The 24,505-nt window shown below is 51.5% G+C and carries 21 protein-coding genes; 15 read left to right on the plus strand and 6 right to left on the minus strand.

The window, feature by feature from the left end:
- Genes WFJ73_RS00245 through WFJ73_RS00260 form a run of 4 tightly spaced genes read left to right on the plus strand, consistent with a single transcriptional unit; the run spans position 1 to position 5,593 of the window.
- Positions 1 to 1,035: a carbohydrate-binding family 9-like protein gene (locus WFJ73_RS00245; RefSeq protein WP_336770894.1), complete on the plus strand. Its 1,035-nt coding sequence runs from the start codon at positions 1 to 3 to the stop codon at positions 1,033 to 1,035.
- A complete protein-coding gene (locus WFJ73_RS00250; RefSeq protein WP_336770895.1) occupies positions 1,032 to 3,671 on the plus strand; it encodes a transglutaminase-like domain-containing protein in 2,640 nt (879 codons plus the stop codon). The genes WFJ73_RS00245 and WFJ73_RS00250 overlap by 4 nt, the downstream gene beginning before the upstream one ends.
- Positions 3,672 to 4,724 (plus strand): glycoside hydrolase family 18 protein, encoded by a 1,053-nt coding sequence (locus WFJ73_RS00255; RefSeq protein ID WP_336770897.1) that lies wholly within the window; start codon positions 3,672 to 3,674, stop codon positions 4,722 to 4,724.
- Positions 4,721 to 5,593: a sugar phosphate isomerase/epimerase family protein gene (locus WFJ73_RS00260; protein WP_336770898.1), complete on the plus strand. Its 873-nt coding sequence runs from the start codon at positions 4,721 to 4,723 to the stop codon at positions 5,591 to 5,593. The genes WFJ73_RS00255 and WFJ73_RS00260 overlap by 4 nt, the downstream gene beginning before the upstream one ends.
- A 65-nt stretch (positions 5,594 to 5,658) precedes the next feature.
- Here the strand turns inward: WFJ73_RS00260 and WFJ73_RS00265 are convergent, their stop codons facing one another.
- Positions 5,659 to 6,219 carry a DinB family protein gene (locus WFJ73_RS00265; RefSeq protein ID WP_336770900.1) on the minus strand — a complete coding sequence of 187 codons (561 nt, stop codon included), beginning with the start codon at positions 6,217 to 6,219 and terminating at the stop codon, positions 5,659 to 5,661.
- A 271-nt stretch (positions 6,220 to 6,490) separates the two neighbouring features.
- The gene (yfbR, locus tag WFJ73_RS00270) at positions 6,491 to 7,087 is read right to left on the minus strand and encodes a 5'-deoxynucleotidase (protein ID WP_336770901.1); all 597 of its coding nucleotides are present in this window, start codon (positions 7,085 to 7,087) and stop codon (positions 6,491 to 6,493) included.
- Positions 7,088 to 7,420: 333 nt separating this feature from the next.
- On the opposite strand from yfbR, the gene WFJ73_RS00275 reads away from it, so the two are divergent.
- The 7 genes from WFJ73_RS00275 (at position 7,421) to WFJ73_RS00305 (ending at position 14,808) form a co-directional block, all read left to right on the plus strand.
- Positions 7,421 to 7,735 carry a hypothetical protein gene (locus tag WFJ73_RS00275; protein ID WP_336770903.1) on the plus strand — a complete coding sequence of 105 codons (315 nt, stop codon included), beginning with the start codon at positions 7,421 to 7,423 and terminating at the stop codon, positions 7,733 to 7,735.
- A 283-nt stretch (positions 7,736 to 8,018) separates the two neighbouring features.
- Positions 8,019 to 8,726: a DUF2294 domain-containing protein gene (locus WFJ73_RS00280; protein ID WP_336770905.1), complete on the plus strand. Its 708-nt coding sequence runs from the start codon at positions 8,019 to 8,021 to the stop codon at positions 8,724 to 8,726.
- 119 nt (positions 8,727 to 8,845) lie between these two features.
- Complete coding sequence (locus WFJ73_RS00285) at positions 8,846 to 9,544, plus strand: Na-translocating system protein MpsC family protein (RefSeq protein ID WP_336770906.1); 699 nt, start codon at positions 8,846 to 8,848, stop codon at positions 9,542 to 9,544.
- Between the two features lie 118 nt (positions 9,545 to 9,662).
- Positions 9,663 to 11,075: a PAS domain S-box protein gene (locus WFJ73_RS00290; protein ID WP_336770908.1), complete on the plus strand. Its 1,413-nt coding sequence runs from the start codon at positions 9,663 to 9,665 to the stop codon at positions 11,073 to 11,075.
- Between the two features lie 176 nt (positions 11,076 to 11,251).
- Positions 11,252 to 12,169: a bile acid:sodium symporter family protein gene (locus tag WFJ73_RS00295; protein ID WP_336770910.1), complete on the plus strand. Its 918-nt coding sequence runs from the start codon at positions 11,252 to 11,254 to the stop codon at positions 12,167 to 12,169.
- A gap of 52 nt (positions 12,170 to 12,221) precedes the next feature.
- Complete coding sequence (gene pnpS / locus WFJ73_RS00300) at positions 12,222 to 13,997, plus strand: two-component system histidine kinase PnpS (protein ID WP_336770911.1); 1,776 nt, start codon at positions 12,222 to 12,224, stop codon at positions 13,995 to 13,997.
- 91 nt (positions 13,998 to 14,088) lie between these two features.
- Positions 14,089 to 14,808 carry a response regulator transcription factor gene (locus tag WFJ73_RS00305; protein ID WP_116393787.1) on the plus strand — a complete coding sequence of 240 codons (720 nt, stop codon included), beginning with the start codon at positions 14,089 to 14,091 and terminating at the stop codon, positions 14,806 to 14,808.
- A gap of 23 nt (positions 14,809 to 14,831) precedes the next feature.
- On the opposite strand, the gene WFJ73_RS00310 is transcribed toward WFJ73_RS00305, so the two are convergent.
- On the minus strand, positions 14,832 to 15,698 hold the full coding sequence (locus WFJ73_RS00310) for a helix-turn-helix domain-containing protein (RefSeq protein WP_336770916.1): 867 nt from the start codon (positions 15,696 to 15,698) through the stop codon (positions 14,832 to 14,834).
- Between the two features lie 165 nt (positions 15,699 to 15,863).
- On the opposite strand from WFJ73_RS00310, the gene WFJ73_RS00315 reads away from it, so the two are divergent.
- Positions 15,864 to 16,838: a 2-hydroxyacid dehydrogenase gene (locus WFJ73_RS00315; protein ID WP_336770918.1), complete on the plus strand. Its 975-nt coding sequence runs from the start codon at positions 15,864 to 15,866 to the stop codon at positions 16,836 to 16,838.
- A 62-nt stretch (positions 16,839 to 16,900) separates the two neighbouring features.
- Here the strand turns inward: WFJ73_RS00315 and WFJ73_RS00320 are convergent, their stop codons facing one another.
- On the minus strand, positions 16,901 to 17,449 hold the full coding sequence (locus tag WFJ73_RS00320; protein ID WP_336770920.1) for a pyridoxamine 5'-phosphate oxidase family protein: 549 nt from the start codon (positions 17,447 to 17,449) through the stop codon (positions 16,901 to 16,903).
- Between the two features lie 113 nt (positions 17,450 to 17,562).
- On the opposite strand from WFJ73_RS00320, the gene pdxR reads away from it, so the two are divergent.
- The 3 genes from pdxR to WFJ73_RS00335 all read left to right on the plus strand — a co-directional run bounded on the left by pdxR (position 17,563) and on the right by WFJ73_RS00335 (position 21,179).
- Complete coding sequence (gene pdxR, locus WFJ73_RS00325) at positions 17,563 to 18,966, plus strand: MocR-like pyridoxine biosynthesis transcription factor PdxR (protein ID WP_336770922.1); 1,404 nt, start codon at positions 17,563 to 17,565, stop codon at positions 18,964 to 18,966.
- A gap of 52 nt (positions 18,967 to 19,018) precedes the next feature.
- A complete protein-coding gene (locus WFJ73_RS00330) occupies positions 19,019 to 19,375 on the plus strand; it encodes a nucleotide excision repair endonuclease (RefSeq protein WP_336770924.1) in 357 nt (118 codons plus the stop codon).
- Positions 19,376 to 19,559: 184 nt separating this feature from the next.
- On the plus strand, positions 19,560 to 21,179 hold the full coding sequence (locus WFJ73_RS00335; protein ID WP_336770926.1) for a glycoside hydrolase family 9 protein: 1,620 nt from the start codon (positions 19,560 to 19,562) through the stop codon (positions 21,177 to 21,179).
- 602 nt (positions 21,180 to 21,781) lie between these two features.
- Here WFJ73_RS00335 and WFJ73_RS00340 read toward each other — a convergent pair.
- Both WFJ73_RS00340 and WFJ73_RS00345 read right to left on the minus strand, forming a co-directional pair.
- Positions 21,782 to 22,654 (minus strand): GNAT family N-acetyltransferase, encoded by an 873-nt coding sequence (locus WFJ73_RS00340; protein ID WP_336770928.1) that lies wholly within the window; start codon positions 22,652 to 22,654, stop codon positions 21,782 to 21,784.
- Positions 22,655 to 22,668: 14 nt separating this feature from the next.
- Positions 22,669 to 24,363 (minus strand): M3 family oligoendopeptidase, encoded by a 1,695-nt coding sequence (locus WFJ73_RS00345; protein ID WP_336770930.1) that lies wholly within the window; start codon positions 24,361 to 24,363, stop codon positions 22,669 to 22,671.
- Positions 24,364 to 24,505 lie beyond the last annotated feature (142 nt).

Genomic DNA, 24,505 nt, shown 5'->3' on the forward strand with positions numbered 1-24,505 from the left:
ATGATGCTTAGCGGAGTGCCGGAGCCGGTAATCGAGTACGGGCCAAGGCATTATATTTGCCGGCGTGCCACAGGGCCGCTCATGCTTGACGGATGCTTGAACAAGCCTTTCTGGGAAGCGGCGGACTGGACCGAAGATTTTACGGATATCGAAGGGGATGTTCGTCCCAAGCCGGCGAAGCGGACTCGCGTCAAAATGCTGTGGGATGACGAATATTTGTATGTCGGAGCGGAGCTGCTCGAGGATCAGATCTGGGCAACGCTCACCGAGCGGGATTCGGTTATTTTTTACGATAACGATTTTGAAATTTTTATCGACCCGGACGGGGACACGCATGGTTATTACGAGATCGAGATCAATGCGCTGAATACGGTTTGGGATCTGCTTCTCGTCAAGCCGTACCGCGACGGCGGACCGCCGGTAAACGGCTGGGATATCGCCGGACTCCGGAGCGCCGTTTACATTGAAGGAGAGCTGAACAATCCCGCAGCGGATAACCGTATGTGGAGCGTGGAAATCGCTATCCCTTGGGCCAGCTTGCGGGAGTGCGCGGCGGAGAGCAGGCCGCCGCTGATCGGGGAGTTCTGGCGCATCAACTTCTCCAGAGTGGAATGGCAAGCGGAGCAGACGGAAGGCGGCTACCGCAAGGTTATCAATCCGAAGATCGGCAAGCCCTATCCGGAGGACAACTGGGTGTGGTCGCCGATGGGCATTGTGAACATGCATTACCCGGAATTGTGGGGCTATGTGGTGTTTTCCGGCGATGACGGTCCGCATTCTTTTGTTATTCCGGAGGACGAGCGGATCAAGTGGGAGCTGAGGAAGCTGTATTACCGCCAGCGCAACCATTACGCGGCTGAAGGCAGGTATGAATCCGATGCGAAGCGGTTAATGGATGGCGATGAGTGGTCCGTCGAAGCAGCCGTCGAGACGACGCGCAGCCTGTTTCAGATCTCGGCCTTGTCGGAGGATGGAATGTCACTGTGGTGCATTCGCGAGGACGGAAAGCTGTGGAAGGAGAGATTGGGACCATGACGACTTGGACTTCGCCGTTTTCGCTGAACCGGGCGGAGCGGGATATGATCGAGAGCAAATTCCGTAGAAAAAGCCAGCTGGCGCAGGCCAGGGAACACGAGCTGTTCGATGTGTTTCGGGAGGAACTGACGGAGGAAGAGAGCTGGGCGCTCAAATATTTGTTTGCCTATATGCCGGTTAACGATCTTGCCGATTATGACGGAGCCTTGTTCTTAAGCCATGTACGGAGTACGCTGGCGATCCGCCGGCTCGTCCCTTGGGGCGATCGGGTGCCCGACTCCCTGTTCTTGCATTATGTTCTTCCTTACCGGGTCAATACGGAAAATATCGAGGATCACCGCGGCATTTTGTTCAATGAGCTAGCCTATCGCATAAAGTCGCTGACGATGGAAGAGGCCATTCTGGAGACGAATTATTGGTGTCACGAGAAGGCTGCCTATATCGGCAGCGATTTGAGAACGATGTCGCCGCTTACGATGATCAAGAGCGCAAGGGGCCGCTGCGGCGAGGAGTCGACGCTGGCGGTCGCGGCGCTGCGCAGCATTGGCATTCCCGCCCGCCAGGTTTACACGCCGCGATGGGCGCATTGCGACGATAATCATGCCTGGGTAGAGGCTTGGGCCGACGGAAAATGGCATTTCCTCGGCGCCTGCGAGCCGGAAGCTCGGCTCGACCAAGGGTGGTTCGGCCCGCCGGCCCGCCGGGCGATGCTTCTGAATACGCGCATCCTGGCCGACTATCCGGGTCCGGAGGATATTACGGTAGCAAGCGATTGGTTCACGGAAATCAATCTTCTCGAAAACTACGCCTCGACGCGTACCGTTGAACTATCGGTGAAAGACGGTGCCGGCAACCCGGTCCCGGGTGCCGAAGTGCGCTTCGAGCTCTACAATATGGCGGAATTTTATCCAATCGCTACGTTATTTGCGGATGAACGGGGAGAAGTCAGCTTCAAGACCGGATATGGCGATCTGCTGGTCCGCGGTGCTTGGAACGGCCGATGGGGCGAGATTAAGCTGGACGCTTATGGGGATAACCTCCATGAGTTGGTTTTGGATCGAACGGGGCAGCCGGAAGGCATCTTGGATCTTGATATGGTTCCCCCGCCGGAGGGCGAAGGCGAACCGGCGGAACCCTTGTCCGGCGAGCGGGAAAGCAGGCATTCTTGCCGGCTTGAAGAAGGGGCGAGGCTTCGCGCGGTCTATGAAAGCACGTTCGCAAGCAAGCAAGATGCCGAAGAATTGGCCGCTTCGCTAGGGCTTCCTGGGGAACGAGTGTGGAGCATTCTGAGCCGCTCGCGCGGGAACTTCCGCGAAATCTCGTCTTTCCTGCGGGAGCGGACGGCTGAACACGGGCAGTGGCCGCTACGTCTTTTGGAGAGCCTTCGCGAGAAAGATTGGATCGATGCGCGAAAGGACACGCTGGACGATCATTTGTTCGGTTCGCTTGCCGCTTGCGGCAGCCTGCCGGACGACGAGTTTGAACGGTACGTGCTTTGTCCGCGCGTGCTGAACGAGATGATCGTGCCGTACCGGCAGTTTTTCCAATCGGCGTTTACGGAGCCGGAACAGGAAGCCTTCCGGTCGGACCCGTCTGCGCTGGCGCGTTGGCTAAGCGAAAGGCATGGAGAGTGGGAGGACCTTCCGAATCTGAAGGGGAAAGGCAATCCGGTGGGCACGTTTAAGCTGCAATGGGGAGATCTGGAATCGCTGAACATTCTATTCGTAGCCGTATGCCGAAGTTTAGGCATCCCGGCGCGGCTGCATCCGCATGAGTTAACCCCGCAATACATGACTGGCGGCGAATGGCGGGACGCGATGCAAGGCGCGAATTTGTCTCCGTCTTCGATCGGGGGAAAGGGCAGCATTCGGCTGCAACGCGATCCCGAAGAAACGGAGGATGCGCCTGAGCCGTCGTATGCCGAGAATTTCACGGTGGCCCGACTGGAAGAGAACGGGTTCTACAAAACGTTAGTCTATCCGGATAAATTTGGCGATGTGTACGGCAAGCTGCTTGAGGCAGAGCCGGGTTCGTACCGGCTTACGACGGGCATGCGACTTCGGGACGGCTCGGTATTGGCGCGGTTTTCCTATTTCCGCGTACATGCGGGCGTGAATACGGATGTTCGGCTTACGTATCGTGAGGCTTTCCGCGAACTTCCGGTGTTAGGCGTAATGGACCGGGCGAGGCCGCTCGAAGGATTGGACGGCGCGGTAATGACGATAGGCGAACAGATCATGGAGAATGGCGCAATCGTTGCTTGGATCGAGCCGGAGCGCGAACCAACGAAGCATTTGCTTCGCGAGTTAGGGGAGCTGGCCGTTTCCTCGGCCAAGCTTGGGGGAGTGATCCTGCTCATCATCGGCGATGCGGAATGGACCTCTTCGTTTGATCCTGCGCAATACGCGCAATTACCGTCAGAGGTCAGATTCGCGAGGGATCGCTCACAGATCCAGCTGCCGCCAGCGGCAGTGCGCGAGGCGGGTTACCCGCATTTGTTTGTGCTCGATGGCAAAGACCGTATTCGTTATGCCGCGTCGGGCTATAAGATCGGAATGGGCAAGGAAGCATGGCAAGCGCTGGCTGCCGTAAGGCAGACCAACGAATCAACGCCAGCGAAAGGGAGCGAATCTTAAATGACACAGCAGAACTACGTGGTCGCCGGTTATGCGAGCGATAACAATCTTGCCGAGCTGACCGGGGAAGACTTGGCGAAGCTTACGCATCTGAATGTCGCGTTTGGCCATGTCAAGAGCGATGCCATCTCAACCGATCATTTGCGCCATCTGGACGAGCTCACGCGGATTAAGAAGGAGCGCCCGCAGTTGAATATCCTGCTCTCCGTCGGCGGCTGGAGCGCCGGAGGCTTCTCGGAAGCGGCGTCGACGGAAGAGGGAAGAAACCTTATGGCGGAATCGGCGGTTCGCGCGGTGATCGAGCATCCTTTTGACGGGATTGACCTGGATTGGGAGTATCCCTGTTATGGGGAAGCCGGAATCGGGGCTAGCCCGGAGGACCGCACGAACTTTACGCTGCTGCTCGCCGCCATCCGGGAAGCGCTGGATAAGCTAGGGGAGCTGGACGGCCGGCATTATCTGCTTACGATCGCTGCTGGAGCCGACCAATATTACATTGACGGAACCGAGATGGATCAGGCACAGAAATACCTGGATCTGATTCAGCTCATGACCTACGATATGCGCGGCGGATTCCAGGTGCTGACCGGTCATCATACCAACCTGTATACGCCGACCGGAGACTTGTTCAGGATCAGTACGGACGCTTCCGTCAATCTGTTCGTTCGCGCCGGAGTGCCGAAGGAGAAGATTGTTATCGGCGCAGCCTTCTATTCCCGGATGTGGAACCAGGTGCCAGACCGGAACCGCGGGCTTCACCAGATGGCCGGCAGCGTTGGCGGGTACGGTCCGGACTTCACGGCTTTAACTGCGGAATACATTGGCAAAAACGGCTTTGTTCGTTACTGGGACGAGGAAGCTCGCGCGCCATATCTGTTTAACGGTTCAAGCTTTATCTCTTACGACGATGAGGAATCGATCCGGCACAAGTGCGATTACGTGAAAGCTAGCGGATTAGGCGGTCTGATGTTCTGGGAATTCGGCTGTGACCGGACTCGCCGGCTGCTTAATGCCATACAAGACGGATTTCGGGGAGATGGGGAGATGTTATGAAGGTTGGATTAAGTACATACAGTCTGCTTCCCGCGCTTAAGGCAGGGGACATGTCGGTTCTTGACGTTGTGGAATGGATTGCCGGGAACGGCGGGGAGCATATGGAAATCGTGCCATACGGCTTTACGCTTGTCGATCAGCCGGAGCTTGCGGACGCCGTGCGGGAGAAGGCGAAGGTAGCGGGAATCGAGCTGTCCAACTATTCGATGCCGGCCAACTTCGTGCAGGACAGCGAGGAAGCGTTCCAGGCCGAGGTCGCGCGGGTTAAGGATCATGTCGATCTGGTAAACAGGCTCGGCATGAAGCACATGCGTCATGACGTGACGGCGTTTACGCTTCCGCCGGAGAGCATGACGATTCAATGGTTCGAGGAGAATTTGCACCACATGGTCAGGGGAAGCCGGCTGATCGCCGATTACGCCGCAGCATACGGCATTACGACAACCATCGAAAATCATGGCTTCAGCGTACAGGCAAGCGACCGCGTGTTACGCGTCCTGCATGAGGTGAACCGCCTGAACTTCAAGACGACGCTCGACGTTGGCAACTTCCTCTGCGTCGACGAGAATCCCCTCGTTGGCGTGAGCCGCAGCTTGCCGTATGCTTCGCTTATCCATATTAAAGACTTCTATATCCGGCCTAGCGACGAGTCACCGGGCGGCGGCGATTGGTTCAAGTCAGCCCATGGCACGCATTTGCGCGGCGCGATTGCCGGCCACGGCGATCTCGACCTCCGGCGAATCTTCCGTCTGATCAAGCAATCTGGTTACGATGGCTATCTGACTGTCGAATTCGAAGGAATGGAGGAGTGCCGCATGGCCTCCCGCATTGCCATGGATAACGTGAAGCGGCTATGGCAGGAAATATGAGAAAACGAAACTATTAAATTCTAATGTGGTAAGAAAATCGGTCTCCTTAGGAGGCCGATTTTTTTTTATAATCCGTCGTATTCCGCTTTTACCCGTTGCATTTGGGCAATATGCCGCTTGGCGTGAAGCACCAAGAAATAGATGTACTGGTACACATCGATTTTGCCTAAGTTATTCACGCTCATCATTGTTTTATACAAGATTCCTTCGCCATTGCTTAATTCTTCCAGAATCCCCAGGCATTCTCCTACCTGACTTTCTAGCAAGGCATGAACCTGATCGAGCGGCATTTCTCTCTTTGGTTCCATATGCTCCGGCCTGATCCATTGGAAAGATTTGTGTTCCGCGATCTGATCCAAATCTCCCAGATTATCTTGATAATGCTTCAGCGCATCTTCCAGATTGGATTTGGCGGCCAGCATAAGGGCTTTGTTTTTTCCTTTTCGAATGAGGATTAGCAGAAAATGGTTCGTAAGAGTGACATGCTCCAAAACCTGAGCGATGCTCCATCCTTCGCGAGGCTGGTAGTTTTGCAAAGCTTCCGGAGCAGCAAACCAATACTCGTAATCATCCAGTATTTTATTAAGCTCTCTCTTAATGTGCTCCATCGTGCTTTGAATGGACATTAGACTCACCAGCCTTGATTAATCAGTTTCCGTGCAGATACTGCTTGATCTCTTTTTCTTTTAGCTTGATTTTATGATTGCAAGGCTTTTCTTGAAAAAGAATAGCGTAGATTTCGTAAGTATCCCACCATGAATCTCGCAGCTTTCGGTAAGATAGAACCCCAGGAATAGAGATACGGCAGCAGCGAGCCAGTATAAGCCGCTCCCCCGAACCATTAAACATTGCTCTTTTTCTTGTGCAATTAATCGTAAAGAGCAGAGAACCTGCTCTTTACGATAATTCATCCAGCGTCATGCCAAGGCTTGGCGCCATATGAGCGAGGAACCACTCCGTCTCCGGCAGCCCGAGCTGCTCGATGGCAGCTTCCGTCTGCCCTTTGGCCACGAGAAATTCCCGGTTTCCGGTGGATACCTCGGTCAGGCATTTCAAGTAAGCGTCAAGCAGGTCTGCGGCTTTTACGATTTTGTGGAGCAGCTGGTCTTCTTCGGACAACGTGCTTCCCGGCTTGCCGAGAAGCGGGGCATACGAGGCTTGAAGTGGTTCCGGCACCATGCCAAGCAGCCGCTCCGCGGCCATTGCTTCAATCTCTCGGAAGCTTGCGAGCATTTTCGGATTATGATGCTTCACGGGAGTCGGGATATCGCCGGTAAAGACCTCGGTCGCATCATGGAACAAGGACAGCGTTACGGCGCGGTCCACATTATAGCTGCGGCCGAAGAAGCTGTTGCCGATCTCGCATAGCATATGGGCAAGCAGCGCCACGTGGAAGGAATGCTCCGCGACGGTCTCCTTGGTCGTATTTCGCATCAGACTCCAGCGTTCAATATATTTCAGGCGGTACATATAGGCAAAAAAATGACTTTCCATCCGTTTCGCAAACTCCTCTCTAATCCCCGTGCAGCTATGTTTGTTTTACTATATCCTACCATAATTCAGCAGACTCCCACATACATGCGGTAAATCCTAACGAAACGACGTATCCTTATTTGCCCGAAAAGAGGGCATTCGGAATTCTAACGAAACGCAGACACGCTATTAGCTTGAAAAAGCCAGCCAGATGACCAAATGCAGCCCAATAGCGTTACTACGTTTCGTTAGAAATGGGAAACAGCAAAATTAGGCGAAATAACGATAGGTAGTTTCGTTAGCCTCGCGGTAAGAGGAGGCGAATGGTTTACGGCCATACGGGAAGGGGCAGCATTGCGTTTGGAGGAGGAGAAGGAAAATCCGAAGAAAAATCTGGATGCGTGGAAAACTTCCCAATCCTATTTAATAGGAGGCGAAGCGCTTGAGGGGGCGTCGATGATGAAGGTGCGAAGCCTCTATTACGGGACGACGCCAACGATGGACATGAAATGGTATGCTCTTCAGAAGCTGGAGAACGACACGTATTTGCAGATCATTGTTGGAGACAAACCGGTCGATGCGTTTGATGATTTCCTCCTGAAGTGGAAGGAGCTTGGCGGCGATTCGATCACCGAAGAGGTAACTAAGATAATAAACGGAAAACAATAGCCCAATAGCCTTGTTGACTTAACTTATTTAAATATTTTTCTTGTTTAAATTTAAAAAAATTATTAAAATAGTCCTTGGGTAAAGGAAATAACGCTTTTGCCTTTTTAAATTGCTTTTTAACGGTTAACGACTAATTCGGCATTAATGAACCAGAGATGGAGCTGGACATAAGCCTAAATAAGAGTTGGTTTCTTACAACTTTTATTTAGGCTTTTTTTGTCCCTATTAGAATTACATATTGAAGGTAAAAGAGCAGGTATACCTAAAACTAAGGATGGATTTTTTGGAAAAGAATGAAAAGCAAATTCAAAAGGAAGTTGCGAGTCACATTGGAAGACTACTGCGAGAAGCTTTTGGAAAAGGCCCGCAATCGATTTTTGTTAATATCAGCCGCCCGTTTATTGTGATCTACTTGAGGAATTTCTTATCGCCAACCGAAAAGATTCTTCTTCAGCAGGACCAGGTGAATTCCGTGCAGCATACCCGTGATCTCGTCATGAAATCGCTGATGCCGGAAATAAAAGCCTACCTCCTCCTGCTTGCGGGTATGAACATCAGGGAGTTTTATTATGACTGGGGATTTCATAATCATTCCGGCATGCTTGTTGGCATTGAAGCGGAGGATGATTCTCTCGGTTTCAGACCGCAGGAACGGTATACGGGGAAAGAGGAGCTGCACGATGAGATCGATCGCATAAGTCACCAAATCCAAAAGAAGCCGGATGAAACTTATTCATACATGATCAATGATCGGACACTCCTGGTCGTCAGAAGGGGAATCCTGATCAGCATCGGCAAGGAGTTGATCCGCCTTGGTTTCGAAGAAAGCCTGAAGCTCGCGGAACGTAACCTAGAAAAAAGCTATTTGATTAACAGCAGCCGCTTCCAGGAGATCATCAAATCGCAGATTTTAGACGTGTTTGTAGATTGGGATTTCCATGAGGATAAAAGCGTTATCGTCTTTATTCTAAATCCGAACCCTAATGAATAAACGGATAAGATGCGGACAAAGGCAAATAATAGGTAAAGTTTCGGTTGAGTTATTCCGAATATATTACTACAATAAATCTGGGGCGAAAGAAATAATGCTTTTGCCTAAATTAAGGATGAATGATCTTGGAAAAAGAGGCTCAAGCCGAAATAGCGAGCTACGTTGGCAGATTGCTGAGAGAAGCTTTCGGGAGAGGACCGCAGTCCATTTATGTTAGCATCAATCGGCCGTTTGTCGTTTTATATCTTAGAAACTTCTTGTCGCCGACAGAGAAGATTCTTCTTGAGCAAGATCAAATCCACTCGATTCAATCGACCAGAGACCTATTAATGAAATCGTTGATTCCCGAGATCAAAGCCTACCTGCTGCTGCTAGCAGGCATGGATATTCAGGAATTTTATTATGACTGGGGCCTGCACAATCATTCCGGTGTTATGGTTGGCGTTGAGGGCCGGGATGCCCAAGGCCAACCTTTGCTCGGTTGCGAATATACGGGGAAAGATGAGCTTCAGCACGAAATCAGTCTAATCAGCCAGCAGGTTCAGAAACGCCCGGACGAATTGTATTCTTGCCTGATCAATGATAGAACTCTACTCGTTATTCGGGTGGGAATTCTGATCAGCATCGAGAAAGAATTGATCCGGATCGGACATGAAGAAAGCTTGAGACTGGCCAAGCGCAATCTTGAAAAAGGGCATCTGCATAACAACGGTCATTTTCAGGAGTTTTTAAACGCAAAGGTTATGGATCTGTTTGTTGACTGGGATTTCCATCTGGATAAAAGCGTCATGGTGTTCATTTTAAATCCGAATCAATAATTGGCGGTAATGAACCAGATCGATCGCTGGACATCAGCCTAAATAAAAGCTGCAACATGCGGCTCATATTTAGGTTTTTTACTATGGGTAAATTATTTTCGCACAAGGAGTAGGAAATATGAGCCATTATGTTGAACGAAGCGAGGTTCTTAATCGAATAACAGATGCCATCTTTGCTCTCAATAACTCCTGGGAATTTACATACATGAATAAAGAAGCAGCCAAATTGTTTTCTTGCACGCCGGAAGAAGCGATTGGCAAATGCATATGGAGTGCGTATCCAAAAGAGGTTTATAGCATTTTCTACGAGCATTACCTTAAAGCGGTGCAGGAGCAGGTTCGGGTCGAATTTGAAGCTTACTGTCCGCCCATCTCGATGTGGCTGGAGGTAAAAGCTTATCCTTCCGAGAGTGGTCTTTCCGTATATTTGCATGATATTACGAAGAAAAAAGGCTTGTCTCTGCTGAAGGAGCAGCACTACGAGTCGCTCTTCAAATATAATCCGGATGCGGTATTTGCCTTTGATCTGGAAGGGAATTATCTAAGCGTCAATCCGGCAATGGAGCAGCTGTTAGGCTATAGGGCGGATGAATTTTTGAAGATGTCCTATATCCCGCTCATTCCCGCGGAGGAGCTGGAGAAGACAAAAAGTCTCTTCAAGCTGGCAGCAAAGGGAATGACGCAGCATTATGAAACAAAGGCGATTCACAAGAGCGGTAAAGTTATTGACGTAAAAGTAACGAATATGCCGATCATCGTCAATAACGAATCCGTAGGAGTATTTGGCGTTGCCAAAAACATTATGCAGGAGAAACATAACAAAACAAAGCTGCTGGAAGCGGAAAAATTGACGGCAGTCGGCCAGCTTGCAGCTTCCATTGCTCATGAAATAAGGAACCCGCTTACTTCGCTGAAAGGTTTTGTTCATCTCATAGAGCAGGCCGTATCCGGCGTTAACGAAAATTATTTTACGATTATGAAGGACGAGCTGCGAAGAATTGAGCTGATTACGAGCGAGCTGTTATACCTGGCCAAGCCGCAGGCTCAGGAATTCAAGGATGAACGAATTTGCCAGATTATTCAGGATGTTTACATGCTAATGAGCTCCCAGGCTTTAATGAATAACGTGGAAATCCGAATATCGGGTCTGGATGGTCTGCCGGCAATCCGTTGCGTGGCAGCGCAATTGAAGCAAGTATTTATCAATCTGATTAAAAACGCGATGGAAGCCATGCCAGACGGCGGAGTCATCGATATCCAAGCCTGCTGTCCGAATCAGGAAACGCTGGTCATTCAGGTGTCCGATACGGGAAAAGGCATTCCGCAGGAGCTTATCGCGAAGATCGGCTCTCCCTTTTATACAACTAAAGAGAATGGAACGGGTCTTGGCATGATGGCCACCCAGCAAATCATACATTCGCATGGCGGAACGCTTGATATCACAAGCACGGAAGGCAAAGGGACTACGATCCATATCTGTCTGCCGGCCGCTAGCTCACAGGATCAAGGTGAAACAGGGGATAAGAAATGAGGAAAAGTATAAGTGAGGCAGCCGGAATGCTCGGTTGTCTTTCTTTGTTTTCGGGCAGTTATCTTTCATGGAGTGTGCTATTATAAGGGCTATAATGTTGATCGAAATCATATAGAAACGAGGGATGGCTTACGAGGGAATTTGGACTTCGGTTTAATTATTTCTTTGAACGATGGATGTTTCTGCTGATCCCGGGATCGCTTGTCCTGGGTTTTCTTTTTGCCGATACGCTTGCTCCGATGGTGGATGCCGTTCCGTATCTGTTCGCTTACGTGACCTTGACGATGGGCATTGGCTGCGGACTCCGGCATTTATACGAGGTGGTCAAAAAGCCCGGCATTCTGGTATGGACGCTGATATTGGCGCATCTATTGTCTCCGCTGGTCGCCTACGGGCTTGGCTCGTTATGGTTTGGAGCGTCCTCGCCTTATGTGGTCGGGCTTGTGCTCTTTACGATCATTCCGCTTGGCGTATCCACCGTTCTGTGGGTCGGGATGTCAGGCGGCAGCGTGCCGCTTGTGCTTGCGATGGTCGTGCTGGACTCCGCGTTAAGTCCGCTTGTTGTACCTTACGGCATTCATTTATTTTTTAATACCTCCGTTGATATTGCGATTGGCCCAATTATGTTCGACTTGTTTGTTATCGTTGTTCTGCCGACTATCATTGGCGTAGCTCTGTATGAGCTGAGCAAGGGACGGATTCAGGAGAAGGTGAAGCCCGTTGCGATGCCAATCTCGAAACTTTGCTTTGTTGCGGTGGTCGCCCTGAACGCTTCCGCAATTGCGCCGTATGTTGACCAGCTGAAGCACGATATGCTGAAACTGATCCCGCTTGTTATTGTTCTGGTGGGGGTATGTTATGCGGTAGGGTTCCTCGGAACGGCGAAATTCGGCGGCAAAGAAGTACAGGTAACCGTATCCTATGCGACGGGCATGCGGAATATTTCGCTTGGCATCGTGCTTGCGCTGGGCTACTTCAGCCCGCTGGCTGCCGTACCGGTTGTACTGTCTATCCTTGTGCAGCAGCCGCTGGCGACAGTACATCATTTTGTTTTACAAAAACTTAACAAAAACAAGACTGGCGAAGCCGCATGACGGCATGTACGATAAAACGAGTGACAAATAGGCATATTGGAGATGAAAGGCCATGAACAGCTTTCGCAACCGATTAACGTTAACCATGATCATCATCCTTGCGTTATCCGTAACCGCAGCCGGTCTCTTCATGGCAAAGACGTTTAAGGATAACCATATTAATGCGCTTGAGGACAATATGATCCGCGAGATGCATATCATTCTGGCCAAGACCGAATGGAAGCAGGGAGATAATGCGGCGTTGTTCCCTTATTTCACGGAGGAAGCCGAGAACCTTAAGACCTATGCGGATACAAGGGTTACCTTCATCGCAGGCGACGGTACCGTCCTTGGCGATTCGGACCATGCTCCGGAAACGATGGATAACCACAGCACACGGGTAGAAGTTGTGGAGGCTCATAAAGACGGCATTGGACGGGCTATCCGATATAGCGATACGTTGAAGGAAAATTTATTGTACGTTGCCCTAGCGGTGGATCCTTCCGATCCGCACTCTAACGTTATCCGACTTGCGATGAGTCTGAAGGAAGTCGACAAGAGTATCGATCAGCTATGGACCGTATTGATTATCGGGCTGCTGATTTTGTTTATCGTTGCCGCTTTTATCAGTTACAGGATCGCCTTAAGCTTAACCCGTCCGCTTGAACAAATTACGAAGGTTGCCCAACGCATCAAGCAGATGGATTATAAAGCAAGGGTGAAGGTCAGGAAACAGGATGAAGTTGGCGAGCTTGGTCATGCTATTAATGCCATGGCCGAAAGCCTTGAGGTGCAGATGACACGGATCCGGCAAAACGAAAGCCAGCTTGAGAGCGTGCTGGATAACATGATTAACGGGGTAATGATGATTGACCCGGCCGGCAAGATTCTGCTGATGAGCCGCCGTGCGGGAGAGCTGCTCGGTATTTCGTCCGGCGAGCTCGTCGGAAGGAATTACGCGGAAGCCAAGCAGCAATATGAGCTGTCCCAACTGATTCAAGAGGCTTTGGAAGGACGCGAGCATATCCGCGAGGAGATTACGTTCTACTTCCCGGAGGAACGCTTGCTGGAGCTTAACCTCGTGCCGATTCATCAGGAGAACCAGGAATTCGGCGGGGTTCTGCTTGTGCTTGCGGACGTAACGGCGATCCGCCGCCTCGAGCGGATGCGCAGCGAATTCGTGGCGAATGTATCGCATGAGCTGAAGACGCCAATCGCAGCCGTAAAGGGCTTTGCCGAGACGCTTCTTGGCGGCGCTGTTAACGATGAGGAGACCGCGCGTTCGTTCCTGCAAATCATTTATGACGAGAGCGACAGGCTGAACCGTCTCATAGGGGACATACTGGCTTTGTCGAAAATCGAGTCGAAGCGCGTTCCGCTTTACTTCTCGCCGGTGGAAATGGATTCGTTCATGACGAAGACCGTGACGATGATGGAGTCGGAGGCAGCGAAGAAGTCGATCAAGCTGCAGCTGGAGATGGAGCATGGCTTGTATGTGGAAGCCGATGAGGACCGTTTACGACAAATTATGATGAATGTCATCGCAAATGGCGTAAACTATACACCAGAAGGCGGTAAAGTGTCGGTTCATATCGAAAGCATCGATGAGGATCATATCCGGATTCAGATCAGCGATACCGGCATTGGCATTCCGAAGAAGGATTTGCCAAGGATTTTCGAGCGGTTCTATCGGGTGGATAAAGCAAGATCCCGCAGTTCAGGAGGCACCGGACTTGGTCTGTCGATCGTCAAGCATCTGGTTGAGCTGCACAAAGGCACAATAGCGGTGACAAGCGCCGTAGGTGTTGGTTCCACATTTGTCATTGAGCTGCCCGTTCTCCAGCAATAACAGCCGGCCGAAAAATTTACCCATTCTTCATGAAATCGTGCTAAACTAAGGTAGAAAATTTGTGTCCAGGCTGGACAAGCTGGAGGTACTCATGTCACATAAAGTGCTCGTTATTGAGGATGAACCGACACTCGCGCGACTTTTGTCGTATAATCTGACGCAAGAGGGTTACGATACGACTGTCATTGATCATGGTGCGACCGGGCTGCAAACCGCTTTGCAGCGCACCTTTGATCTCATTATTTTGGACATCATGCTGCCAGGCTTGAACGGCTTTGAAATATTAACAAGGCTTCGCCAGAACGGCGTTAAGACGCCTATTATTATTTTGACCGCCCGCAATGCGGAGGAAGAAGTCGTTCAAGGGCTGAAGCATGGCGCTGATGACTACATTACGAAGCCGTTTGGCGTTGCGGAGCTCCTCGCGAGGGTATCGGCGGTATTGCGCCGGACGCAGCAGGATGACAGCGTGCCGATCGAGACGTCGGAGAAAGTCATTACCGTGGGAGATTTGTCGATTTATCCGGAAAAATACGAAGTTATTCTGAACGGAGAGACCGTTCCGCTTCGTCCGAAGGAATTCGAAGTGCTGCTGTATCTCGTACAGCGTCCGGGGATGGTTATTACGCGCGATGATTTGATGAACGTGGTCTGGGGCTTTGATTATATCGGCGGCCAGCGTACGGTTGACGTCCATGTCAGCTCGCTGCGCAAGAAGCTGGAGCTTGGTCAATCCGTACAGATCGAATCGATTCGCGGCGTTGGTTATAAATTAGTCATGTCAAAAAAACTCGTCACACCAAAGGGATAAGGTGGACGAGTTTTTTGTTTGCGCTATTGCCGGTTCCAATCCAGCATCTTGCGCTGGAATTGCTTAGGGGAGCAGTCATTGTACTTCTTGAACATCTTATAGAAGTGGGCCATGTTAGGCATTCCGATCCGTTCTCCGACCTCGGTAATGCTTAGATCCTTCGTAAGAAGAATACGTTCCGCCCATTTGATCTTCCGGTAATTGACGAATTCCGTGAAGGACATCCCTATTGTTTTCTTGAAAAACTTGACGAAGTAGTAATAGCTCATGTTGGCGATCCGGCATACTTCTTCCACCTGAATCCGGTCGGTCAGCCGGTTCTCGACATAGTCCAGGACAGGCTTAAGCCGAAGACGGTCGAAGTCGTCCTGCTCGGCGAGCATCTTCCGGTTATCGTTGCGCAGCAGCGTCAGCAGAATCTGCTTGATCAGCACGCTAACCGCGATTTCATAGCCGGTCTCCTTGCGCTCCGCCTCATAATGCAGCTGGCGGATGTAATCTCCGATCTGCTTCTTCACTATGCCGTTCTCTTGGAAAATATAATTGGCCATGCTGAGCGGATTCTCGGTCTCGGAGAAATAACGCATATATGCAATCGTGCTTTGATCGAAAAACGGCTCCAGCTCGAACTGCAGGACGATGTAGTCGAGATGCCCGACACTCTTGTCGCGGTGCAGCTGGGAAGCGCCGATCATAATAATGTCGCCGGGCTGCAGATGGTAGCTTTCTTCCTCGACATCCACATCCAGCCTGCCTTTTATAATATAGAGCAGCTCAAGCTGCCGGTGATAATGCCAGTTGGTGAAATCGTCATCCTTCCGGATCGGCTGCCAGACACGCAAGGATAACAAAGGGTTTTCATAGACAACTTTTTCGTTAAACGGCTCCACCTTTGCTGGTCCCACCTTACGTTGAAGTTTGATTCCGCACACTTGCCGCCATAGGCGACAGGTTGCCTTCTTCATTGTAGTGGGCTTCGGCGTTAAAGGCAACCATTCGCCAAATCGCCGGGGACATAGGTATAATAGAGTCAGAACGCGAGAGGAGATGACGGCATGCGGCCAAAAGTGTACCTATCATCCAAAGTATCCGATGAGGTAAAAGCATACCTCGACCAATATTGTGAATGCGAAATGTGGCAAAACCCGGAGAGAGCGATTACCGGACAGGAGCTTGCCGAAAAGATCGGCGACGCGGAAGGACTGCTTGCGGCCGGCAATGCCATCAGCGAGCGGCTGCTAAGCGCAGCGCCAAAGCTGCGGGCGGTCAGCAATATTTCGGTAGGCTATAACCATAACGATCTGGACGCGATGAAAAAACGCGGCATTATCGGCACTCATACGCCGTATGTGCTGGATGAAACGGTAGCCGATTTAACGCTTGCCCTTATGCTGGCAGCGGCTAGAAGAGTAACGGAGCTGCATAATCTCGTCCGTGCGGGGGGATGGCAGCGCGGTGTTGGCGAGCAGCTTTTCGGACTCGACGTGCATCATGCCAAGCTTGGCATTATCGGGATGGGACGCATTGGCGAGCAGATTGCCAAGCGCGCCAAATTCGGCTTCGATATGGAGGTTTCCTACTATAACCGCAGCCGCAAGCCGGAGACAGAGGAGCGTCTTGGCGTAAATTACCTGGCGCTGAACGAGCTGCTGGAGCAGTCTGATTTTATCGTGCTGATGACTCCGCTTACGCCGGAGACTAAGCATATGATCGGCGAAGAGCAATTTAACCGGATGAAAAGGACCGCGATCTTTATTAACGTATCGCGCGGCGAGACGGTTGATGAAGCAGCTCTGATTGAGGCTTTGCGCACGAAACGCATTTATGCGGCAGGCCTCGATGTGTACGAGAAGGAACCGGTCAGCCCGGACAATCCGCTGCTTCAGCTCGATAACGTGGTGACGCTGCCGCATATCGGCTCGGCAACCAGGAAGACGAGGAACGACATGGCCATGGTTGCGGCCCGCAATCTGGTAGATGCGTTATACGGCAGAGAGCCGCAATACGTGATTCCGGAATTGAAGAACTAATAGTGAAAGAGGCTGCTCCCGTGAGGGAACAGCCTCTTTTTAAGTGCAGGATAAGACCGTGTTCAATGCCGGTCTTCGTGGCTTTTCCGGCCTTCGAAGTACATTTTTGCCTCATTCACTTCGCTTTCCTTCGCGGAGATGGAGCTGGATACCAGCTTGAATACGGAGGTTTTGCTGCCCATTGAAGAGACGTACCGTTCCAAATGGGTTCTTGCAAGCGGCCGGTCGAAATAACCGGGAACGTATTTGTCCAGCATGATCTGCATCGCCGCGGTTGCTTCATCCCAATCAACGACCTTCTCGACGGTCCCGAAAATAATGGCGCTCATATAAGCGGTATCCACATGGGCAGGCGTGGGATCCGCGATCGTGCCGTACTCTTCGCTGACCGAAAAGCAGGCCGCCGGGTTTTCGGCAATCATTTCGATTTTTCGTCCTTCGGATGCACCGTGGAAGTAGATGGCGTTATCCTTCCAGACGAAGTTTAAAGGTACGACGTAAGGAACATTATCCGAGGCAAGGCCAAGAAATCCGGTCCGGGCCTGCCCCAGGAAGCGTTCGATTTTGCCAGCATCGGTGCAGGCTCTTTTTTGCAAGCGGATGGGAAACATTTTACTTCACTGCCTTTCTTTTTCGTTCATTGTGTTATCATTGTAGAAGGAATCTGTCCCTGTCAAAAGGTACAGTTTTGTTCGAAATAAGGGGTACAGATGGGGGTGACAGGATGATCAGCTTAACGCCGGAATTGGATAAACAGAGTGAGATTCCGCTTTATCAGCAGCTATTTGCCTATATAAAAGGACAGATCGAGTTGGGCATGCTGCGCGAAAATGACCGTCTGCCTTCGATCCGGCAGCTGTCCGTTTATTTGTCCGTCAGCAAAAATACCGTCGAGACGGCCTATCAGCAGCTTTTGGCGGAAGGCTATATTCAGAGCCGGCTTCGCAGCGGCTTATACGTCATGCCTCTTGATCGGCTTGAGGGGATTAAGGAGTCACAGCCAGCCAGATCGGAGGTAAAGCCTAGTGCGGAGCCGCTGCCCCCTAACGCGATCAATTTTGAATATGGCGATGTAGAGCTGGAGCATTTTCCGGTGAGGCTGTGGAAGAAATGCCTGGTGGATGCGCTGGAGGAATGTACGACAGAGGTATACGGCTACGGCGACCGTCAGGGGCATAAGGGGCTCCGGTCGGAGATTGCCCGTTATTTGTATCAGTCACGCGGGGTGGTCTGCGCGCCGGATCAAATTTTCTTAAGCGCCGGGACGCAAACGATGGTTAGTCTGCTGGCCCAGCTGCTGCCTTTGCCTGAGTCAATTGCAATGGAGGAGCCCGGATATAACGGGGTTAGAACGGTTCTGATCAATATGGGAAGAAGGATCATTCCTATGCCGCTCGAGCAAGACGGGATTTCGGTCGATCATCTTAAGGAAAGCTCGGCGAGTATGGTATATGTGACGCCCTCCCATCAGTTTCCCCTCGGGATGATCATGCCGGTCCACAACCGGATCAAGCTGCTTCAATGGGCTTATGAGCGGGACGGCTATATCGTTGAGGATGATTTCGACAGCGAGCTGCGCTATCAAGGGCAGCCTATTCCGGCGCTTAAGGCGCTGGACACCGGGGACAAGGTTATTTATTTGGGGACCTTCTCGAAGTCGTTCCTGCCGGGAATACGGTTGAGCTATATGGTGATGCCGGAACGGGCTGCGCAAGATTTCAGAAGCAAGCTGCAAGCGTACAGCCAGTCGGTATCGCCGCTTATTCAGGCCGCCATGTACCGATTCATGAAGGAAGGGTATTTCGAAAGCCATATCCGCAAGATGAAGAAGCTGTACCAGGCCCGTCACCGGATGCTGCTTCGTACGATTCAGGAACAGCTTGGCAGCCATGTCGGCATTATCGGAGAGCGGTCGGGCATGCATCTGCTGCTTGACGTCTATGGGCGCTCCGGCGATGAGCTTGTGGAGAAGGCATTGGAATATGGGGTCATTGCTTATACGCCAAGGAAGCATTGGCTGCACCCGGAGGCATGTCCGCCCTCGTACATCATGCTTGGATTTGGCGGACTAAACGAGCAGAAAATCCGTGAAGGAATTATTGGGCTGCGTAAGGCTTGGTTCCCCTAAGATGTGATACAATACGGTGGAGACCTAACTAAGGAAAGAGAAGTGAATTTTTTTGATTACGATTACGATTCCGGAACCGGACGTTACGATTTACAAGCAGACGAACCCGCAGCTTAGCCATATTTACAACTTTACGGATTTCCATCTGATTACGCGTGAAAAGGGCGGCTTCTTTATTTTCTACAATTTCAAAGGAGACGTGCTCTTTGTAGGCAAAGCGAGAAAGCTGAGACCGCGCATTAAGAAGCATTTCGAAGACAGTGTATCTCCAATGAAGAATTACCGCGACGAAGTGACCAAGATCGAGATTTACGTGAATGAAGATCCGGTGGAGCGGGAAATTTACGAGACTTACCTGATCAATCAATTCCGGGCGAAATACAATGTGGACAAGGTGCTGTTCCGCTAGGAAATAGAAGCGATTGGATGAAAAGGCTGCTCAGCTATGAGGGCCTTTTTTCTGTTGGGATCGTTGTTGGAATGGATAGATGTGAAGATCCTGCAGGATGTTCTATAGTTTCGGTAGTCCCATTCACGAGAGGATGAGCTATACTGTATCGGCATGATTGATTTCCTGAGAGAAGAGGGATTGCATGGAACAGGAGAAGCGGAATAGGATTGCGGTTAACCAGCTTGGCTTTCGGAGGCTGGACCGGAAGACGGCTGTTATAGAGGGTGAAGGCGGAACGTTCAAATTGATTAGCCAGGAAACGGGCGAAGTGGTGTTGGCGGGGGAAACCGGGACTGCCACTGAGGACAGATCCAGCGGCAGGAAGGTTTGCCGGGCGGATTTTTCGAGTGTGCAGCAAGCGGGGATCTATAAGCTGGAGATGGAGGAAGGGCAAGTCTCGGATTGGTTTGTTATTGGAGATGAGGGTTATAGGGCTGCTCATCAAGCATTATTGAAAGCGTTTTATTATTTCCGTTGCGGGATCGAGCTGGAGGAGCCGTACGCGGGAGTATGGAAGCATGATGCCTGCCATCTGACGCCTGCGATCGTATACGGAGATGAAACGAGGCATGTGGATGCTTGGGGCGGATGGCATGATGCCGGCGACTATGGCAAATACGTGGGACCGGGTGCAAAAGCCGTTGCGGATTTGCTGCTGGCTTATGAATATTATCCAGGTGCTTTTGCGCGTGCGCTGCCTTTGCCTGAAACAGACGGCGTGATGCCGGATGTGCTCCATGAATGCCGGTATGAGCTGGAATGGATGCACCGCATGCAGGATGCGGAGTCCGGCGGCGTTTTCCACAAGCTGACGACGCTGCGCTTCCCTGCTCCGGATACAATGCCGGAGGACGATACGGACGAGCTGTACGTTTCTCCGGTATCGGCCACGGCAACGGGCTGCTTTGCTGCTATAATGGCGATGTCGGCGCGCGTGTACGAAGGTTTTGATGCAGCGTTTGCTGCCGAATGCAAAGCGGCCTCCGAACGGGCATGGGATTGGCTCCAGAAGCATCCGGAGGTGCCGGGCTTCCGTAATCCGCCGGAGATCGTAACCGGTGAATATGGTGATGAGGTGGACACCGATGAGCGGTATTGGGCGGCGGCCGAGCTGTATCGTACAACCGGAGAAGAACGGTATCAAGAGGCTTTTCTTCAGTTGGCGGAGCGGGAATTCGACAAGTATGAGCTGGGCTGGGCCGATATGGGCGGCTACGGGACAATCTCGTATCTGTTGTCGGAACGGAAGGGAGAACCGGCTGTTATAGAACGGCTGCGGACAGGTCTGCTGGAACGTGCAGAGCGGCTTGCCGCTGTAAGCCGGAAGGACGGATATGGCGTATCTTTACAGCCGGAGGAGTACAACTGGGGCAGCAATATGGTGGTACTAAATCATGCGATGCTGCTGCTAATTGCTGATCGCGTGGCGGGAACAGTTACGTATGCGGAGCTGGCGCTGGATCATATTCATTACCTGTTCGGGATGAATGTGATGGGTATCAGTTATGTAACGGGATTCGGCAGTCGGCCGGTAAAACATCCGCATCATCGTCCATCCGAAGGCGACGGCGTGGACGATCCGGTTCCGGGGCTAGTATCGGGCGGGCCAAACCTTGGCATTCAGGACGATTATGCCCGCGAGCATCTGGCAGGCAGAGCACCTGCCGCTTCCTTCGCCGATGTGATGGAGAGCTACTCGACAAACGAAGTGACGATCTACTGGAATTCTCCTGCGGTGTTTGTGCTAAGTCATTTTGTGTAAGAGGGCCGGTTGCTGAGCGTGGATAGGAATAAGATCCTGATGGGGTCTTATTGATAAGTTCGAAGTGCTAAATGGCAGTGATAAGACCCTCATAGGGTCTTATTGCATTTGCGGGTAACTGAAAAGGCTCGCAAAGGCAGGCTAAACACGAAATAAGACCCTATGAGGGTCTTATGGATAAGTTCGAAGTGCTGAATGGCAATGATAAGACCCTTATAGGGACTTATTGCCTTGACGGGGAGCGGAAAAAAGGCTAGCAGCCGTAGTTTAAACATGAAATAAGACCCTCATAGGGTCAAATCAACTGCCGACAATTGTTTATAGACTTTTGATGGCAGGCTAGTAATGAAAAAGACCCCGACGGGGTCTTTTTGCGTAATCGAGAGTGTAAGTTAAAGTCCCTTAGGGACCTTAACTCACATCTGAAGGCAACGTATTTCTTAATTAAGGTCCCTAAAGGGCCTTAATTAAGAACCGACAGCCTAGAGTAGTAGAAAATGAAGGGAGTAACGGGCTGTTAGGGTCCTAAGGGACCTTAACAGGGAGTAAACGGAGCAACTCGATATGGTTAAGGTCCCTTAGGGATCTTAACCATATCCCAGTTACATCTCTCGCACCATCAACACCTGCTCCATCGTGGTCACAAGCCCCATCTCGGCGAGCAGCTCGACTAGCACCGCGTTGGATGCCTGGATATTAAAGGCCGAGCGCCGGCAAGTCTCGCCGGGCTGCCATATCTCGTGCAAGGCGGCCGTCATTACATCCTTGGCGTCGGTACGTCCCGGAGCGGCTTCAACCCGGTACAGGACAATACCAGTTAGGTCGCCGTCCGAGCTAAACGTCCTTCTGTATAAGGCATATCCGGCTGCTTCTCCGCCATCAAAGACGGCAACGCTTTCGCCATCCTTCAGGCTGGACAGACCGGCCTGCCAGACTTCGCCCGGGGAGTAGAACGGAAGACGTGCGGCTTCCGCTGCCATGCCTAGCGCAATCTGGTACGGATGGTCGTACGTGTCGTCCATATCCGGGATTGGCTGATCCGTGGACTGGATCAGCAGACGGTCGATCTGCTTATAACCAATCGATTCGTACAACCGAATGGCATTCGCATTTTGCGAGATCGCCTCGAGATTCGCTTGGTCAACGTCCAACTCCTCGTATAGCTGCAGGTTCCTCCGCATAAGTGCCTTGCCGATTCCTTTGCCCCGAAAGGCCGGTTTGATGGCGGTTCCGCCGTTCCATGCCAGCTTCCGGCCATCGTATTCACGGAAGCCGTTCATAACCAATCCGGCTGCTTCGCCGTCGACGTAACAGGCAAGGGAATGCTCAAGCGACAGACCTTCAGAGGCTGTCCGGCCGATGAACCGATCAAGCGGAAGCGCAGCCGGAACAAAATAACCTTCGAAGGAATGGTTCCACAGCTCCGATATTTCCTTAACCGGAAGCTCACTGAGAGGTCGGAATGTCACATTCATAAGCAGTAGTCTCCTTACAGCGCTTTGTCATCTACGCTTTCCAGCCAGCCATCGATGCTGCCGATGACGGAAGTTACGCAGCCATCCTCAAATGGCGAGATCAGGCCGGCCACCTTAACGAGCTCGGTGAAGGAGAGGCTGCCGCCCTGCTGGCAGAGCTTGAGATAATCGGCCCATGCCGAGGTACGGTCCTCGTGCATTCTTTTCCAGAACTGAAAGGCACAAATTTGCGCCAGGGTGTAGTCGATATAGTAGAACGGACTGCCGAAAATATGCCCTTGACGCTGCCAGAAAGCACCATGCTCGAGATAGCTGTTCTCCTCATAATCCCGGTGAGGCAGATACTTCTTCTCGATTTCGCGCCATGCAGCTTTCCGTTCGTCCGGCGTAGCATCCGGATTCTCGTAGACAAAATGTTGAAATTCGTCAACCGTTACGCCATAAGGAAGGAAGAGAAGGGCGCTCGCCAGATGCTGGAACCGGTATTTATCCACGTCTTCCTTGAAGAACAGGTCCATCCACGGCCAGGTGAAAAACTCCATGCTCATTGAATGAATCTCGCAGGCTTCATAAGTAGGGAAGGCGTATTCAGGCACGGCAAAGCTTCTGCTCTCGTACACTTGGAAGGCATGGCCGGCTTCGTGCGTGAGCACATCGATATCTCCGGAGGTACCGTTAAAGTTGGAGAAAATAAACGGTGCGCCGTATTCGCTGATATAGGTGCAATATCCGCCGCCTTGCTTGCCTTTTTTCGCAACGAGATCCATCAGGCCGTTATCCAGCATAAACCGGAAAAACTTATCCGTCTCCGGCGACAGCTCAGCATACATCCGAGCTCCGTTCTCGACGATCCAATCCGGGCTGCCTTTTGGCTTCGCATTGCCGGACAGGAAAGCTAGATTCTCGTCGTAGTAGTAGAGATGGTCGACGCCGATGCGCTCGCGCTGGCGTTCCTTCAGCTTGCTCGCCACAGGCACGATATGCTCAAGCACCTGATTGCGGAAGTTCGCCACCATCTTCGCCGTGTAATCGGTGCGGCTCATGCGGGCATAACCAAGCTCAACGAAATTAGTGAAGCCGAGTTTTTTGGCGATGCGGGTACGTACCTTCACAAGCTCGTCGTAAATCCGGTCAAACTCGGCTTCATTCTCGCTCATGAAACCGGAAGAAGCTTCGGAAGCTTGTTTGCGAACGGAGCGGTCGGTCGATTGCTGAAACGGCGATAACTGCGAAAGCGTCCGCTCTTCGCCGTCGAACATAATTTTGGCGGAAGCGATAAGCTTCGTATATTCGGTGGACAGCTTGTTCTCCTGCTGCAGATCCTCGATAACCTCGGGGCTGAAGGTTTTCAGCGAGAGTTCGGCCAATTGGAACAATTGACGGCCCCATTTGGCTTCAAGCTCCGTGCGGAATGCCGAATTCACAAGCGCCCGGTAATAATCCGTTATGTATTCCTGAACGACAGGTCCGTTCTCGTCGAAGAAATCCTGCTCGGCTTTATAAAATTCATCGTTGGTATCAATCGAATGACGGATGCTCGCAATTTGCTGCATCGTATCAAATTCGCTCCGCAGCTTGTTCAGGCCCGTCATTGCGTCGTCTTGCTCCTCGAAACGGCTTGCCGCGTTAAAGGCGGATAAAAGCTCCTTGAACTGCTTCTCGAAAGAAGCTACATCGGGACGTTCGTAACGGTACTCATTAAATTTCACTTGGATACACCTGCCCTCTCTTGATCATTGTTTTTTCGAAAAAAGGAAAAGGATGGGAGAACCATCACCTTGAATGTCTATTCGTTAGGATTAGCGGTTAATCCTGCTTCATCCGCAAGCAAAAAGGCTTCCTTCACCAATG

Origin of the sequence: Paenibacillus sp. MMO-58 (genome assembly GCF_037146255.1) — a bacterium.
GTDB lineage: Bacteria > Bacillota > Bacilli > Paenibacillales > Paenibacillaceae > Pristimantibacillus.

What these genes read in the sequence shown, in the direction of transcription:
- WFJ73_RS00295 (WP_336770910.1), top strand. Translation starts at nt 11,252, where the DNA reads ATGTTTCTGCTGATCCCGGGATCGCTTGTCCTGGGTTTTCTTTTTGCC.
- WFJ73_RS00245 (WP_336770894.1), top strand. Translation starts at nt 1, where the DNA reads ATGATGCTTAGCGGAGTGCCGGAGCCGGTAATCGAGTACGGGCCAAGG.
- WFJ73_RS00250 (WP_336770895.1), top strand. Translation starts at nt 1,032, where the DNA reads ATGACGACTTGGACTTCGCCGTTTTCGCTGAACCGGGCGGAGCGGGAT.
- WFJ73_RS00320 (WP_336770920.1), bottom strand. Translation starts at nt 17,449, where the DNA reads ATGTTTCCCATCCGCTTGCAAAAAAGAGCCTGCACCGATGCTGGCAAA.
- WFJ73_RS00260 (WP_336770898.1), top strand. Translation starts at nt 4,721, where the DNA reads ATGAAGGTTGGATTAAGTACATACAGTCTGCTTCCCGCGCTTAAGGCA.
- pnpS (WP_336770911.1), top strand. Translation starts at nt 12,222, where the DNA reads ATGAACAGCTTTCGCAACCGATTAACGTTAACCATGATCATCATCCTT.
- WFJ73_RS00315 (WP_336770918.1), top strand. Translation starts at nt 15,864, where the DNA reads ATGCGGCCAAAAGTGTACCTATCATCCAAAGTATCCGATGAGGTAAAA.
- WFJ73_RS00340 (WP_336770928.1), bottom strand. Translation starts at nt 22,654, where the DNA reads ATGAATGTGACATTCCGACCTCTCAGTGAGCTTCCGGTTAAGGAAATA.
- WFJ73_RS00290 (WP_336770908.1), top strand. Translation starts at nt 9,663, where the DNA reads ATGAGCCATTATGTTGAACGAAGCGAGGTTCTTAATCGAATAACAGAT.
- pdxR (WP_336770922.1), top strand. Translation starts at nt 17,563, where the DNA reads ATGATCAGCTTAACGCCGGAATTGGATAAACAGAGTGAGATTCCGCTT.
- WFJ73_RS00305 (WP_116393787.1), top strand. Translation starts at nt 14,089, where the DNA reads ATGTCACATAAAGTGCTCGTTATTGAGGATGAACCGACACTCGCGCGA.
- WFJ73_RS00285 (WP_336770906.1), top strand. Translation starts at nt 8,846, where the DNA reads ATGATCTTGGAAAAAGAGGCTCAAGCCGAAATAGCGAGCTACGTTGGC.
- WFJ73_RS00255 (WP_336770897.1), top strand. Translation starts at nt 3,672, where the DNA reads ATGACACAGCAGAACTACGTGGTCGCCGGTTATGCGAGCGATAACAAT.
- yfbR (WP_336770901.1), bottom strand. Translation starts at nt 7,087, where the DNA reads ATGGAAAGTCATTTTTTTGCCTATATGTACCGCCTGAAATATATTGAA.
- WFJ73_RS00335 (WP_336770926.1), top strand. Translation starts at nt 19,560, where the DNA reads ATGGAACAGGAGAAGCGGAATAGGATTGCGGTTAACCAGCTTGGCTTT.
- WFJ73_RS00265 (WP_336770900.1), bottom strand. Translation starts at nt 6,219, where the DNA reads ATGTCCATTCAAAGCACGATGGAGCACATTAAGAGAGAGCTTAATAAA.